This window comes from Streptomyces sp. NPDC022552, assembly GCF_055561875.1.
This window is the reverse complement of sequence record NZ_JBVHGJ010000004.1, coordinates 426,126-439,410: the sequence shown is the minus strand read 5'-3', so window position 1 is coordinate 439,410 and position 13,285 is coordinate 426,126. Positions and strand designations below refer to the sequence as shown.

General features: G+C 71.9%; 17 protein-coding genes and 1 riboswitch. Of the genes, 10 read left to right on the top strand and 7 right to left on the bottom strand.

What is annotated here, in order from left to right; all coding sequences use genetic code 11:
• The first annotated feature begins 81 nt into the window (after window positions 1-81).
• On the top strand, window positions 82-540 hold the full coding sequence (locus ACZ3OF_RS15010; protein ID WP_467304874.1) for an ATP-binding protein: 459 nt from the start codon (window positions 82-84) through the stop codon (window positions 538-540).
• A gap of 217 nt (window positions 541-757) precedes the next feature.
• Here the strand turns inward: ACZ3OF_RS15010 and ACZ3OF_RS15005 are convergent, their stop codons facing one another.
• The 3 genes from ACZ3OF_RS15005 to ACZ3OF_RS14995 all read right to left on the bottom strand — a co-directional run bounded on the left by ACZ3OF_RS15005 (window position 758) and on the right by ACZ3OF_RS14995 (window position 2,688).
• Window positions 758-1,234, bottom strand: coding sequence for a C40 family peptidase (locus ACZ3OF_RS15005; RefSeq protein ID WP_361678228.1), 477 nt, complete (start codon window positions 1,232-1,234; stop codon window positions 758-760).
• A 3-nt stretch (window positions 1,235-1,237) separates the two neighbouring features.
• Window positions 1,238-1,411: riboswitch (cyclic di-AMP (ydaO/yuaA leader) on the bottom strand.
• Between the two features lie 340 nt (window positions 1,412-1,751).
• Entirely contained in the window at window positions 1,752-2,057 is a 306-nt protein-coding gene (locus ACZ3OF_RS15000; RefSeq protein ID WP_467304872.1) for a hypothetical protein, read from the bottom strand.
• A gap of 7 nt (window positions 2,058-2,064) precedes the next feature.
• Window positions 2,065-2,688: a ClpP family protease gene (locus ACZ3OF_RS14995; protein ID WP_361678234.1), complete on the bottom strand. Its 624-nt coding sequence runs from the start codon at window positions 2,686-2,688 to the stop codon at window positions 2,065-2,067.
• 55 nt (window positions 2,689-2,743) lie between these two features.
• Here ACZ3OF_RS14995 and ACZ3OF_RS14990 point away from each other — a divergent pair, with 55 nt between their 5' ends.
• A complete protein-coding gene (locus ACZ3OF_RS14990; RefSeq protein WP_361678237.1) occupies window positions 2,744-3,028 on the top strand; it encodes a type II toxin-antitoxin system Phd/YefM family antitoxin in 285 nt (94 codons plus the stop codon).
• Window positions 3,029-3,138: 110 nt separating this feature from the next.
• Here the strand turns inward: ACZ3OF_RS14990 and ACZ3OF_RS14985 are convergent, their stop codons facing one another.
• Window positions 3,139-4,140 carry an ABC transporter permease gene (locus tag ACZ3OF_RS14985; protein ID WP_361678240.1) on the bottom strand — a complete coding sequence of 334 codons (1,002 nt, stop codon included), beginning with the start codon at window positions 4,138-4,140 and terminating at the stop codon, window positions 3,139-3,141.
• 105 nt (window positions 4,141-4,245) lie between these two features.
• Here ACZ3OF_RS14985 and ACZ3OF_RS14980 point away from each other — a divergent pair, with 105 nt between their 5' ends.
• From ACZ3OF_RS14980 to ACZ3OF_RS14950, 7 genes are all read left to right on the top strand, one after another.
• Window positions 4,246-4,866, top strand: coding sequence for a TetR/AcrR family transcriptional regulator (locus tag ACZ3OF_RS14980; RefSeq protein ID WP_361678243.1), 621 nt, complete (start codon window positions 4,246-4,248; stop codon window positions 4,864-4,866).
• A gap of 141 nt (window positions 4,867-5,007) precedes the next feature.
• Window positions 5,008-5,310 carry an urease subunit gamma gene (locus tag ACZ3OF_RS14975; RefSeq protein ID WP_361678246.1) on the top strand — a complete coding sequence of 101 codons (303 nt, stop codon included), beginning with the start codon at window positions 5,008-5,010 and terminating at the stop codon, window positions 5,308-5,310.
• Between the two features lie 16 nt (window positions 5,311-5,326).
• Window positions 5,327-5,638, top strand: coding sequence for an urease subunit beta (locus ACZ3OF_RS14970; RefSeq protein ID WP_361678249.1), 312 nt, complete (start codon window positions 5,327-5,329; stop codon window positions 5,636-5,638).
• Window positions 5,631-7,352 carry an urease subunit alpha gene (locus ACZ3OF_RS14965; RefSeq protein WP_361678252.1) on the top strand — a complete coding sequence of 574 codons (1,722 nt, stop codon included), beginning with the start codon at window positions 5,631-5,633 and terminating at the stop codon, window positions 7,350-7,352. The genes ACZ3OF_RS14970 and ACZ3OF_RS14965 overlap by 8 nt, the downstream gene beginning before the upstream one ends.
• The gene (locus tag ACZ3OF_RS14960) at window positions 7,352-8,041 is read left to right on the top strand and encodes an urease accessory protein UreF (protein WP_467304867.1); all 690 of its coding nucleotides are present in this window, start codon (window positions 7,352-7,354) and stop codon (window positions 8,039-8,041) included. The genes ACZ3OF_RS14965 and ACZ3OF_RS14960 overlap by 1 nt, the downstream gene beginning before the upstream one ends.
• A gap of 20 nt (window positions 8,042-8,061) precedes the next feature.
• Window positions 8,062-8,751 (top strand): urease accessory protein UreG, encoded by a 690-nt coding sequence (gene ureG, locus ACZ3OF_RS14955; RefSeq protein ID WP_361437699.1) that lies wholly within the window; start codon window positions 8,062-8,064, stop codon window positions 8,749-8,751.
• Window positions 8,748-9,491: an urease accessory protein UreD gene (locus ACZ3OF_RS14950; RefSeq protein ID WP_361678258.1), complete on the top strand. Its 744-nt coding sequence runs from the start codon at window positions 8,748-8,750 to the stop codon at window positions 9,489-9,491. The genes ureG and ACZ3OF_RS14950 overlap by 4 nt, the downstream gene beginning before the upstream one ends.
• A gap of 137 nt (window positions 9,492-9,628) precedes the next feature.
• Here the strand turns inward: ACZ3OF_RS14950 and ACZ3OF_RS14945 are convergent, their stop codons facing one another.
• The 3 genes from ACZ3OF_RS14945 to ACZ3OF_RS14935 all read right to left on the bottom strand — a co-directional run bounded on the left by ACZ3OF_RS14945 (window position 9,629) and on the right by ACZ3OF_RS14935 (window position 12,154).
• A complete protein-coding gene (locus ACZ3OF_RS14945; RefSeq protein WP_361678260.1) occupies window positions 9,629-10,156 on the bottom strand; it encodes a hypothetical protein in 528 nt (175 codons plus the stop codon).
• 166 nt (window positions 10,157-10,322) lie between these two features.
• Window positions 10,323-11,357 (bottom strand): NAD-dependent epimerase/dehydratase family protein, encoded by a 1,035-nt coding sequence (locus ACZ3OF_RS14940; protein WP_467304863.1) that lies wholly within the window; start codon window positions 11,355-11,357, stop codon window positions 10,323-10,325.
• Window positions 11,358-11,422: 65 nt separating this feature from the next.
• Window positions 11,423-12,154 (bottom strand): lysophospholipid acyltransferase family protein, encoded by a 732-nt coding sequence (locus ACZ3OF_RS14935; protein ID WP_361678266.1) that lies wholly within the window; start codon window positions 12,152-12,154, stop codon window positions 11,423-11,425.
• An 85-nt stretch (window positions 12,155-12,239) separates the two neighbouring features.
• On the opposite strand from ACZ3OF_RS14935, the gene ACZ3OF_RS14930 reads away from it, so the two are divergent.
• The gene (locus tag ACZ3OF_RS14930) at window positions 12,240-13,268 is read left to right on the top strand and encodes a DUF3048 domain-containing protein (RefSeq protein WP_361678269.1); all 1,029 of its coding nucleotides are present in this window, start codon (window positions 12,240-12,242) and stop codon (window positions 13,266-13,268) included.
• Window positions 13,269-13,285: the final 17 nt, after the last annotated feature.

The window sequence follows — 13,285 nt, the reverse complement described above, 5'->3', positions numbered from 1 at the left end:
CATACGGGGCGCCACGATCGGTGGCACTCTGACGCGTAGCGCAATCCGGGCCGGGCCCGGTGGGAAAGGGACAGCGTCGCCATGGCAGACCACCAGGAAGCAACCGTCACTCTGCCGAGCGATCCCGCCTCGGTCTCCGCCGCCCGAAGATACGTCGCCGACGTCCTGACCGGCTGGGGGCTCGCGGAGGCCGGCGACACCGCCGACACCGTCCGGCTCATCGTCTCCGAACTGGCCACCAACGCCGTCCAGCACACCTTCGGGCAGTCGCCCACCTTCACCGTCGACGTCCGGCTGGAGCGCGAGGAGCAGCTCCACATCGGCGTCACCGACAGCCACCCCCGCTGGCCCAAGCGGCTCCCGGCGGCGGTGCAGCAGGACAACGGCCGGGGGATGGTCATCATCCGTTTCCTGACGGCCGAGGCCGGGGGTCGGCTCTCCGTCACGCCGACCAGCGAGGGCGGCAAGACGGTCTGGATCAACCTTCCCTGGACCGCCGCGCCGCACCAGGCGCTCGCCGCTCAGCCCGCCGGCTCCTAGCCGGCACGAACCCGCCGCGCGGCCGGGCGGGGTGGGTAGCCCGGACGAGTGATGACGCTCGGCCGAGGCGGTGGGGGAGCGGGCGGCAGGCGCGCCCCCCTCGGGGTGAAGCGCTCGTGTCCCCAGGGTGCCGAGGGCGAGGGGTGCGGCGGCGCCACCGCACCCACCCGCCGCGTCAGCTCACATCACAACACGGCGCGTCGGCTTCGGCGCGGCGTCAGCGGACCCGGCCGTAATACACCTTGGACGACCAGATCTTGTCGAGCTTCACCCAGGAGCCGGTCTTGGGCGAGTGCCAGATCTTGCCGCTACCCGCATAGATCCCCACGTGGTAGACCCTTCCACCCGAGTGGAAGAAGACCAGGTCCCCCTTCTGCCGGCTGGAGGCCGAGATGTGCCGGGTCTTGTTGTACTGCTGCTGCGCGGTACGAGGCAGCGACTTGCCCGCCTTCTTGTACGAGTAGAGCGTGAGCCCCGAGCAGTCGAACCTGGTCGGTCCGGACGCTCCGTACTTGTAGGGCGATCCCTTCTTGGAGGCGGCGATGTTCAGCGCCTTGCCGGCGTGCGACGTCGCGGCCTGGGCCTCCGGTGCGGCGCCTGGCGCCAGCATCGTGCCGCCGAGGGCGGCGAGGGTGAGAGCCGAGACGGCTCCGGCCCGGGACAGCATGGACGGGACATGAATCTGCGCACTCATGCGCAACCCTTCGTCAGCCGCCTGTGAAGGATGACCTGTCGGGTTCGGGCTGGCGAAGTTGCCCGGCCGCGGCTGCGGCTTCACCCCGAGGAACGGCCCTCACTGGGCGGCCGTCCCGTACTGCTCGGGTCCTCCACTCCTGCCGATCCACTCCTGTCGACCAGACATCCGGGACAGCGGCAGGACTCGGCGTCCGCCCGGACCGCCCCGCCGCGGTGGCGGGGGCTTGTCGTCGTGAGGGATCTTGACCCACAACCAGGGCGAAATCCGAGTCGAAACGGCGTTATGTGAGGCTCCTCACGACTGATCCATTCGAGTGGACAGGCAGGTTTCGTGATCTTCGGAGGTTTGGCCGACGAGTCCCGGACCAGGGGTGGAGTGGCCCGATTCCGCCAGATGCGTACACCTGTTGTGCAACTCACCCCACACATATGTCGATTCGTCGACTACGCCGAACGGGGGAGCGATTCTGCGGCTCCGCTGCTCCGAGTGGACCTCGACACGACACGGGGATATGTCAACTCGCCGGTTTCTCCGGCACGGTGACCCGGCGCGCCCGGCGCTCCCCGTCCAACAGCCGCAGCGCGCGGGTCAATGTCTCCGCGTGGACCTCGCTCTCACCGCGGACATGCATCACCGTCAGCGCGTCGCGCAGGGCGTTCGCCTTCCCCACCAGGGCCTGTGCCGCGCGCAGCGCCCCATACGTATGCGATCCCTTGGATGGATTGATCCGTCCCAGCAGGTCGACGACTTCGAGATAGGCGTCGATGAACTCGCCCTCGGCACGCGTCAGGGCGGGCAGGGGTGGCAGCTCGGGAACCATGTCCGGCTCACCGGGCCCCGGCGCCGCCCGACGCCCCGCGGTTCTGGATCACGTGGTCCACCAGGCCGTACGCGGTGGCGGCCGGTGCGTCGAGGACGGTGACGCGGTCGATGTCGGCGTCGATCCGCTCGCGGCTCTGCCCGGTGTGGGTGACCAGGATGCCGGCCAGCATCGCGCGGAGCCGGATCAATTCCCTTGCCTGGATGTCGAGATCGCTCGGCTGTCCCTGCAACGGCTCGTCCGTCGTGGGCTGCTGGAGCACGACCCGGGCGCCGGGCAGCGCGAGCCGCTTCCCGGGCGCGCCCGCCGCGAGCAGCACGGCGGCGGTCGAGGCGGCCTGCCCGAGGCAGGTGGTCTCCACGTCGCAGGTGACGATCTGCATCGTGTCGTAGATCGCGGCCATGGCGCTGACCGAACCGCCGGGTGAGTTGATGTAGAGCGAGATGTCCCGGTCCGGGTCGGCGTACTCCAGGTGCAGGAGCTGGGCGATGACGTCGTTGGCCGAGGTCTCGTCGATCGGGGTGCCGAGGAAGACGATGCGCTCCTCGAGCAGCTTGGAGTACGGGTCTAGGGTCCGGCTCCCGGAGCTGGTGCGCTCGGTGAACTCGGGCAGGACGTAGCGGGCGCGCATGAGCATCACTCCTTGTAAAAAATGTACAGGACGTACAGGTCGTAAGATGAGGAGCATGGCCTACGAGATTCCGGTGACGCAAGCACGTGCAGAGCTCGCCGACCTGATCAACCGCGTGGTGTACGGCAACGAACGCGTCGTCGTGACCCGCCACGGCAAGCCACTCGTCGCCTTGGTCTCGGCCGCTGACCTGGAACGACTCGAAGCGGAGCACGAGGCTGTCGAGGACCTCGCGGTCAGCTCGGTCTCCGAGGTCCGCCCCGTCCCGTCCGCTCCGGGTGAACAGGGCCGCTTCGGTATCGCGGCCCGCCACCGCGCCCCCGGCACCCCCGGCACATGACAGAGCCGCGTGCCCCCGTCCGCTACAGCGGGGGCACGCGGCCGTTCGAGAAGGGTGTCGGCCCAAGGGCGTCGGCCCAAGGGCCTCTGCCCTCGGCGTCGCCGCGAGCGTCAGCCCACGGGTGCCGGTGACGGCGCGGGTACGGGAGCCGGTGCGTCCCCTGCCGCGTCCGCGCTCCTGTCCCGCCGTCCGCCGAGCAGGAGCGCGGTCATGCCGGCGGCCGCCCAGACGCCGAGGACCAGCAGCGCCGGGCCCGCGCCCGCGCCGTCGAAGAAGGCGACCGAGCGCAGCGCGGTGCCGCCCGCGCCCGGCGGCAGCCACTGGCCGAGCGCGCCCGCCGGTGCGGGCAGCAGCTCCGGCGCGCTCGCCACGCCCGAGAACGGGTTGCCCAGCAGCACCATCAGCAGCGCTCCGATGCCGATCCCCGGCTTGCCGATCAGCGCGGCGAGCCCCGCGATCGTCGCGCCGATCGCGAGCACGGTCAGTCCGAGGACGCCGGCCTCGGCCCACCAGTCACCGGTGAGCGCGCCGAGCCAGCTGTCGCCCAGCGAGACACCGACGACGCCCGCGAGCGTGGCGGCGCCGATCAGGGCGAGGGCCGCCCGGCCCCGGCGCAGCTGGAGGACGGTCACCACGATGCCCGCGGCGGCGCCGGCGAGGACCAGTGGGAAGAGGCTCGCCCCGAACGCGCTGCCCCGGGGGTCGCCCGCGGGGGCGGGGACGACATCGGTCACCGTGATCCGGCTGCCGGCCGGGACCTGGGCGGTCACGGCCTCGCGCAGCAGTCCGGCGACCACGGGGCTCGCGGCGGAGGCGGTCAGCAGTTCGGGGCCCTGCGGTGTGACGACCACCGCGCCGTATACGACCCGGTCCTCGATCGCCGTACGGGCGGCGGCCTCGGAGTCGTACCGGTGGACCTCGAAGGCCCCGTCGTGCTCGGCGAGCCGCTGCTCCAGCGGGGCGGTGGCGGTCGCGGGACCCGCGACACCGATGGGCAGGTCGCGGGGGGCGATCCGGGCGGCGGGCCAGGCGAAGGCCCACAGGGCCAGGGCCACGACGACCGGGATCAGCACCATCACCGCGAGGGTCTTGCGGGTGGCGGTGGCAGACATGACGCTCTCGATTCAAAGAGAAGGATCGTTCGTTTTACGCGTGGGGCCACTGTCCCGCCGAGGGGCTCGCTTGTCAAGAATGAATGTTCGTTTTAGATTTCGGGCATGGCTCGTGTCTCCCAGGAACACCTCGACGCCCGCCGCCGTCAGATCCTCGACGGCGCCGCGCGCTGCTTCGCCCGCAACGGCTTCCACGCCACGTCCATGGCGGATGTGCTGACTGAGGTGGGACTGTCCGCCGGAGCGGTGTACCGCTACTTCCGCGGGAAGGACGAGCTGATCGCGGCCATCGCGGCGGAGGCCTTCGCCGGAATCCGCGGCGCCTTCGAGGAGGCGTCCCGTACGACCCCGCCGCCCACGCCCGACGTGCTGCTCGGCGCCGTCCTGCGCCTCTTCCTCGAAGAGCGCATCGCGGGTGCCGATCGACAGGCCTTCGCCCGGCTCATCCTCCAGGTCTGGTCGGAGACCCTCCGCAACGAGCAGCTCTTCCGGACGCTCTCCGAGGGGTACCACGGCATGCGCGAGGCCTGGGCGAAGCTCGTGGAGGCCTACCGCGCGAACGGGATCATGACGGCCGACGTACCCGCCGACCGGGTCGCGCGCACCCTCATCGCCACGGCCCAGGGCTTCATAGCGCAGCAGGCGCTCTTCGGCGACGTGGAGGTCGACGTCCTTCAGGACGGCCTGCGCGGGCTGATGTCCATGGAGATGCAAAGCCCGAGTTAACGCGTCGGAAAAACTTCCGCCTTAACGTGCAATGTCTGGCCGAGCGGCCCATCACCGCAGCTCAACAGAGTGTTGACGATCGGTAGGGTCCGCTGCTGTCCGGGGAGAGAACTGCCCGGTGGACGACTGTGAGGTGGAAGCGTGCAACTGACCCCGCACGAGCAGGAGCGACTGCTTGTTCATGTCGCGGCGGACGTGGCCGAGAAGCGCAGAGCACGCGGAGTGAAGCTCAACCACCCCGAAGCCGTCGCCCTGATCACCACACACATCCTGGAAGGAGCACGCGACGGACGCACCGTGGCGGAGTTGATGGCCTCCGGCCGCAAGGTGCTCACCCGCGACGACGTGATGACGGGGATCCCCGAGATGATCCACGACGTCCAGGTCGAGGCCACCTTCCCGGACGGCACCAAGCTCGTCACCGTCCATGACCCGATCGTGTGACGGGGGAGCGCTGCCGATGATCCCCGGAGAGACTCTCTACGGTGAAGGTCCCGTCGCCCTCAACGAGGGCCGGCCCGTCACCCGCCTCACCGTCCTCAACGCCGCCGACCGGCCCGTCCAGGTCGGCTCCCACTACCACTTCGCCGAGGCCAACCCCGGCCTGGACTTCGACCGCGCCGCCGCGCGCGGGCAGCGGCTGCACATCGCCGCCGGCACCGCCGTGCGCTTCGAGCCCGGCATCCCGGTCGAGGTCGAACTCGTCCCGCTGGCGGGGCGCCGTGTGGTCCCCGGACTCCGCGGTGAGGTCGGAGGTGCCCTCGATGCCTGAGCTCCACCGTGCCGTCTACGCCGACCTGTTCGGGCCCACGACCGGTGACCGTATCCGGCTCGCCGACACCGACCTGCTCGTCGAGATCGAGGAGGACCGCTCCGGCGGCCCCGGACGCGCGGGCGACGAGGCCGTGTTCGGCGGCGGCAAGGTCATCCGCGAGTCCATGGGCCAGTCCCGTACCACCCGGGCCGAAGGCGCGCCCGACACCGTCGTCACCGGCGCCGTCATCATCGACCACTGGGGCGTCGTCAAGGCCGACATCGGCATCCGCGACGGCCGCATCACCGGCATCGGCAAGGCCGGCAACCCCGACACCATGGACGGGGTCCACCCCGACCTGGTCATCGGCCCCGAGACCGAGGTGATCGTCGGCAACGGGAAGATCGTCACCGCCGGTGCCGTCGACGCCCATGTCCACTTCATCTCGCCCACGGTCGTCGAGCAGGCCCTCGCCACCGGAGTCACCACGCTCGTCGGGGGTGGCACCGGACCGGCCGAGGGCACCAAGGCCACCACCATCACCCCGGGCCCCTGGCACCTCGCCCGGATGTTCGAGGCGCTGGACACCTTCCCCGTCAACATCGGACTGCTCGGCAAGGGCAACACGATGTCCCGCGAGGCCATGCACTCCCAACTCCGGGGCGGCGCACTCGGGTTCAAGATCCATGAGGACTGGGGGGCCACCCCGGCCGTCATCGACGCCTGTCTGAGCGTCTGCGACGAGACCGGCGCCCAACTCGCCATCCACACCGACACCCTGAACGAGGCGGGCTTCGTCGGCGACACCCTCGCCGCGATCGCGGGCCGCACCGTCCACGCGTACCACACCGAGGGCGCCGGAGGCGGGCACGCCCCCGACATCATCACCGTCGTCTCGGAGCCCTACATACTGCCCAGCTCCACCAATCCGACCCGGCCGCACACCGTCAACACCATCGAGGAACACCTCGACATGCTGATGGTCTGCCACCACCTCAACCCGGCCGTCCCCGAGGACCTCGCCTTCGCCGAGTCCCGTATCAGGCCCTCCACCATCGCCGCCGAGGACGTCCTGCACGACCTCGGCGCCATCTCGATCATCTCTTCCGACTCCCAGGCCATGGGCCGCGTCGGTGAGGTGATCATGCGCACCTGGCAGACCGCGCACGTGATGAAGCAGCGCCGCGGCGCCCTGCCCGGCGACGGCCGCGCGGACAACCACCGGGCGCGTCGGTACGTCGCCAAGTACACGATCAACCCGGCCGTCGCGCAGGGCATGGACCACCTCATCGGCTCGGTCGAACCCGGCAAGCTCGCCGACCTCGTCCTCTGGGAACCGGCGTTCTTCGGTGTGAAGCCGCAGACGGTGCTCAAGGGCGGTCAGATCGCGTACGCGCAGATGGGCGACGCCAACGCGTCCATCCCCACCCCGCAGCCCGTCCTGCCCCGCCCGATGTTCGGCGCACTCGGCAAGGCCGCCGCCGCGGGTTCGTTCAACTTCGTCGCCGAGGCGGCGATCGAGGACGACCTCCCCCAACGAGTCGGCGTCCAGAAGGAGTTCACGCCCATCCGCAGCACCCGCGGGGTCACCAAGGCCGACATGCGGGAGAACGACGCCCTGCCCCGGGTCGAGGTCGACGCCGACACCTTCACCGTCACCATCGACGGCGAAGCGGTCGAGCCCGCACCCGCAGCGGAACTGCCCATGGCCCAGCGCTACTTCCTCTTCTGATGACGGCCACGACGACACCGGGCACCGTCGGCCGCGCCGCGCTCCTCGTCCTCGCCGACGGGCGCTTCCCGGCCGGCGGGCACGCCCACTCCGGTGGGGCGGAGGCCGCCGTCAAGGCCGGGCGGATCACGGACGCGGCGAGCCTGGCCGCGTTCTGCAGGGGCCGGCTGCACACCGCCGGGCTCACCGCGGCGGGTCTCGCCGCCGCGGCCGCGCTCGGTCACGACCAGTGCGTGCTCGACGCGGCCGCCGACGCCCGCACCCCGTCACCGGCCCTGCGCGCGGTCGCCCGCAAGCTCGGCCGGCAGATGATGCGTGCGGCCCGCGCCACCTGGCCGTGCGCCGAACTCGACGCGCTCGCCACGGCGTTCCCGCGCGGCGCGCACCAGCCGATCGTCCTCGGCGTCGCCGCACGCGCGGCGGGACTCGGCCCCGAGGACGCCGCGCACTGCGTCGCGTACGAGACGGTCAGCGGCCCGGCGACCGCCGCCGTACGCCTGCTCAGCCTCGACCCCTTCAGGGCCACCGCAGTCCTCGCCCGCCTCGCCCCCGAGATGGACCGGGTCGCCGAGCGGGCCGCCGCGGCGGCCCGCCAGGGCGTCGACGCCCTCCCGGCCGCCTCCGCACCCCTCCTCGACATCACCGCCGAACAGCACGCGGCCTGGCCCGTCCGCCTCTTCGCGTCCTGAGAAACCCCAGGAGCCGTCCCATGCACCTCGACCACTCCCACGACCACATCGGCGCGGTCTCCGCCGACGCCCACCGGCCCGACGGAACCCGGCGCGCCCTGCGGGTCGGACTCGGCGGCCCCGTCGGCTCCGGCAAGACCGCGACCGTCGCCGCGCTCTGCCGGGCGCTGCGCGACCAGCTCTCGATCGCCGTGGTCACCAACGACATCTACACCCGGGAGGACGCCGAGTTCCTGCTCCGCAACGCCGTCCTGCCGCCCGAGCGCATCCAGGCCGTCGAGACCGGCGCCTGCCCGCACACCGCGATCCGCGACGACATCTCCGCCAACCTCGAAGCCGTCGAGGACCTGGAGGACACGGTCGGCCCGCTCGACCTGATCCTCGTCGAGTCCGGCGGCGACAATCTGACCGCCACCTTCTCCAAGGGCCTCGTCGACGCCCAGATCTTCGTCATCGACGTCGCGGGCGGCGACGACATCCCCCGCAAGGGCGGCCCGGGCGTCACCACGGCCGACCTGCTCGTCGTCAACAAGACCGACCTCGCCCCGTACGTCGGCTCCGACCTGGAGCGGATGGCCCGTGACGCCAAGGCGCAGCGCGGCGACCTGCCCGTCGCCTTCACCTCGCTCACCGGCGAGCACGGCGTCGCCCCCGTCGCCGACTGGGTCCGCGAGCGGCTCGCCGCCTGGACCACGACCGTCGCCGTATGAGCCTGCGCGCCACCGCCCGGATCGTCGCCGACGCCGACGGGGGACTGCCGGTCCTGCGCGGCGACGGCCCGCTCGCCCTCCGCCGGACGCGTACCACCGGCGCGTACACCCGCGTCACCGTCGTCGGCGCGATGAGCGCCCCGCTCGGCGGTGACCGGCTGGCGATCGAGACGGAGGTACGGGACGGGGCGCGGCTCCTGGTGGACTCGGCCGCCGCGACCGTCGCCCTGCCCGGCCGCGGCGCCGAATCCGCCACCTACGACCTCCGGACGAGTGTCGGCGACGGCGCGGTGCTGCGCTGGCTCCCCGAGCAGCTCGTCTCCGCCCGGGGATCCGACCTGCGGATGCACACCGTCGTCGAACTCGCCCTCACCGCACGGCTCGTGCTCCGCGAGGAGCAGATCCTCGGCCGCCACGGCGAGGAGACCGGCACCCTCACCACCCGCCTCACCGTGCACCGCGCCGGCCGACCGCTGCTCGACCAGGAGCTGGCGTACGGACCCGGCGCCCCCGGCGGCTGGGACGGCGGAGCGGTCCTCGGCGGACACCGCGCGACCGGGCAACTCCTCGTCGTGGACCCCGCGTTCGAGGAGAAGCCGGTGGAGCCACGGCCACTCGCCGAGAACGCCGTCCTCGCCCCGCTCGCCGGTCCGGCGGCCCTGGTCACCGCCGTGGCCCCCGACGCCCTCCAGCTGCGCCGCATCCTCGACGAGGCGCTGGACATCCTCGCGCCGTCGTAGGGCGTGCGCTCCCAAGATTGGGCCCCGTGGCCCATCCGGGCCCTCTGCAGGGGTGACGTCATGGGGCGCCTGCGCGATCAGCGCAAACACCGGGGCGCCGGCAGACCCGTGCCTCGCGCTCAACCGCCTTGACCTCCCTAGAGCTGGTCCCCCCTGTTGGGTGGTTCCGGAGGATGCATCCCGCCACCGTCCTTGACGTCCGCTTCACAGGTGCGTCGGTCGTAGGACTGGTCATTGGGGATCAGCAACACTCCGGCAACCTGCTCAGGGTGCTCGACGGCGAGCCACTCGTCGCCCGTGAGGGGATCGTGGGCCGGCCCGAACGCCTGGGACGAGTAAACCGTCTGACACCCCAACGCCACACGCTCCTTGTCGACCGCGCAGGCGTCCACTGCGGGGTCGGCATATTTGTCGGCGCCGTCGAAGCGGAAGTGGAAGTGGACCCGGTCACCTTCGGAGGGCACCTGCGGGTGGGGCTCGAGGCGCCAGTCGACGACCGCGGCGGTGACGCCGAGAGGCTGCCCATCCGTGTCCACGACCTGCACCCTGACACCCGCCTTACCGCGCTCCGCCGTCGTGTCGGTGCAGCCCCAGGAAGAGCAGCCGGACAGGGCGAGAATCACCAGAGCCAGCGGGGCAACACCGATGACCCGTGCGGGGAACACTGAGATGACCTCCGGTCGGGGCTGGGCGGGGCAGTGTATCTCGGGGCCTGGCAACTGCGGGTGATGGCGACGAGCGCCTGCGGCGGCGAAGCCGAAGCGCAGAGGAGTCCTGTGAACTGGGCGGGTGCTCAAAGCAACTGCATGGGCCCAGGACGGCCCCTCGGCCCTACCGGCGGGCGGCGAGCCAGGCGTCCTCGGCCGCGTAGTCGAAGAAGTCCACCCCGTACTTCGCCAGGCCCGGGAAGACCTCCCGCCAATCCCGCTCCGCCACCCGCCGGGCCAGGTCCGCGACCGTCGCCGGCAGGGAATCGGCGTACGACACCACCGGCCGGTAGCCGAGCTCCCGTTCCGCCGCGCCCATGTCGTAGACGACCGGGTGGGCCGCGGTCCACGGAGTGAGCCCCACCGTCCCCTCCGGCGCGCCGGCCATCAGCACGGTCTCGCTCTCCACTCCGATCACCGCATCGATCGCCGCGCCGATCTCCGCGACCGTCGGAGCCTCGGGATCGCCGCCGTTGAGCACACGGGTCCCCGGCTCGGCCGCCGCGAGCCGCACCAGCTCCCCGAGGTTGTCCACGTGCACCGGGTGGAACCGCGACGCGCCGTCGTACGAGAGGACGCGCACCGGCCGCCCGTCGAGCGCGCGCTTGACGAACCACAACTCGCGCGGACCCGGGCAGTACGGCCCATGGATCGCGCCCGCCCTCAGCAGCGTCGTCGGCAGCGCCTCGCCCAGGGCGAGCAGCTCCCGCTCCAGCGCCACCTTCCGCGTGCCGTACGTCCCCTCGCCGGGCGCGACCGTCCGCCACGACTCCGGGATCGGCACCGGATAGGCGGGGAAGCCGTCCGGCTCGTCCTGGGTGTCGAAGCTGCGGCCCCGGTCGTCCTCGTAGACCGCACCGCTGGAGATGACCACCGCCGAGCCGATCCGGTCGGCCAGCGCCGTCAACTGCCGTCCGTGGCCCGCGTGGTAGGCGACGATGTCCACCAGGACGTCGCAGCCGGCGCCGAGCGCGCCGGCGAGCGCGCCCTCCTCGTTGCGGTCGAAGGCCACCGAACGGACCTCCTCCGGCCAGGCCTCGTCCCGCCCGCCGCCTCGCGAGGCGGCCGTCACCTCCCAGCCGTCCGCGACGAGCGCCCGCACGGCCGCCCGTCCCACCTGTCCTGTAGCTCCGAGTACGAGTGCGTTTCCTTGTCCCATGGGCGTGACGCTACGACGGCCGTGGCCGTCGGCCCCAGGGCCTTTCGCCGTGCGCGGATCCGCTGTCAGCGTCCCCTGCGCGGGAACTTCCTCGGCGACCGGGCGCTCCCCGCCTTCGCCTCCTGCTCGGTGGCCTTCACCTTGGCCGCGTAGTCGTCGACGTACTCCTGTCCGGACAGCGCGAGGATCTCGTACATGATCTCGTCCGTCACCGCGCGGACCGCGGCCTTCTCGCCCTCCATGCCCGCGTAGCGGGAGAAGTCCAGCGGTGCCCCGAACCGGATCGTGACCCGCTTCACCCGGGGCACGACCTTGCCGGGCGGCTGGATCTCGAAGGTGCCCACCATCGCGCACGGGATCACCGGCACCCCGGCCGTGATCGCCATGATCGCGACGCCGACCTTGCCCTTGTAGAGCCGTCCGTCGTGCGAGCGCGTCCCCTCGGGATAGATGCCGAGCAGTTCGCCCTTGGACAGCACCCCGAGCCCCTCGCGGATCGCGGCCTGCCCGGCCTCCTTGCCGGAGCGGTCGACCGGGATCTGCCCGGCGCTGCGGAAGAACGCGGCGGTCAGCCGGCCCTTGAGCCCCGGCCCGGTGAAGTACTCCTGCTTGGCCAGGAACGTGATCCGCCGTTTGAGGACGGCCGGCATCAGGAAGTGGTCGGAGAACGACAGGTGATTGCCGGCGACGATCGCCGCGCCGTCCGCCGGGATGTGTTCGAGGCCTTCGGTGCGCGGCCGGAAGACCAGTCGCAGTAACGGACCGAGCAGGACGTACTTCAGGACGTAGTAGAACAAGGGTGGCCCCCGTCTCGGTAGAGCGATGATTATTTGTAACCACTCGCGCGACCCTGGTCCACACTGGAGACGGAGAGTGGGGCCGATGGCTGCCGAACGCCGACGCGTACCGTCACGCATACGACCCGGCGCAGCCGTCACCGTGCTGCTGTGCGCGGTGATGACCGCCGGGTTGTACGGATGTGCCGACTCCGGCACCCCGGAACCCACCCCGACGCCGCCCCCCACCCCGCCGACCGCGCCGTCCACCCCCGTCCCGCAGGGCCGCTCGCCCTTCACCGGACTGCCCGCGCGGGCCGCCCCGGTCCTGGCCGTCAAGATCGACAACGTGCCGCCGGCCCGCCCGCACACCGGCCTCGGCGCGGCCGATCTCGTGTACGTCGAGCAGGTGGAAGGCGGTCAGACCCGTCTGCTCGCCGTCTACTCCACGGACCTCCCCGAGCGGATCGGCCCCGTCCGCAGCGCCCGCGAGTCCGACATCGAGCTCCTCCGGCAGTTCGGCCGGCCCGCCCTCGCCTACTCCGGCTCCCAGACCGCCCTGAAACCGCTGCTCAAGGCCGCCCCGCTCGACGCGCTGCCCCCCGAGGACGCCTCCCGCGCCTACGTGCGCGACCGCGGCAGGGCCGCGCCCCACAACCTCTACGTTCTGCCCGGACGGGCCCTCGCCGCCGCCCCGGACGCGGAGGACGCCAAGGACATCGGCTTCCGCTTCGGACCGGCCCCCTCCGGCGGCGAACCGGTCAACGAACGCACCGTGCGCTTCCCGGCCTCCCGCTACACCTTCACCTGGAACGCGACCGAGGAGAGCTGGCGGGTCGCGATGGACGGCACACCCGCCCGTACCACCGACGACGGCCCGGTCACGGCGTCGACCGTCGTGGTGCAGTACGTGACCATACGGTCGTCGCGCTTCCACGACGTCCTCGGCAGCGTCTCCCCGTACACCGAGACCGTCGGCACCGGCAGCGCCCTCGTCCTGCGCGACGGCCGCGCGTACGACGCCCGCTGGAGCCGTCCGGCCGCCGAGGACGGCACGGCCTTCACCACCCCCGACGGCACGCCCCTGAACTTCGCCCCCGGCCGCACGTGGGTCGTGCTCGCACCACGCGGATAGCCGGCCCGCGCGGGTAC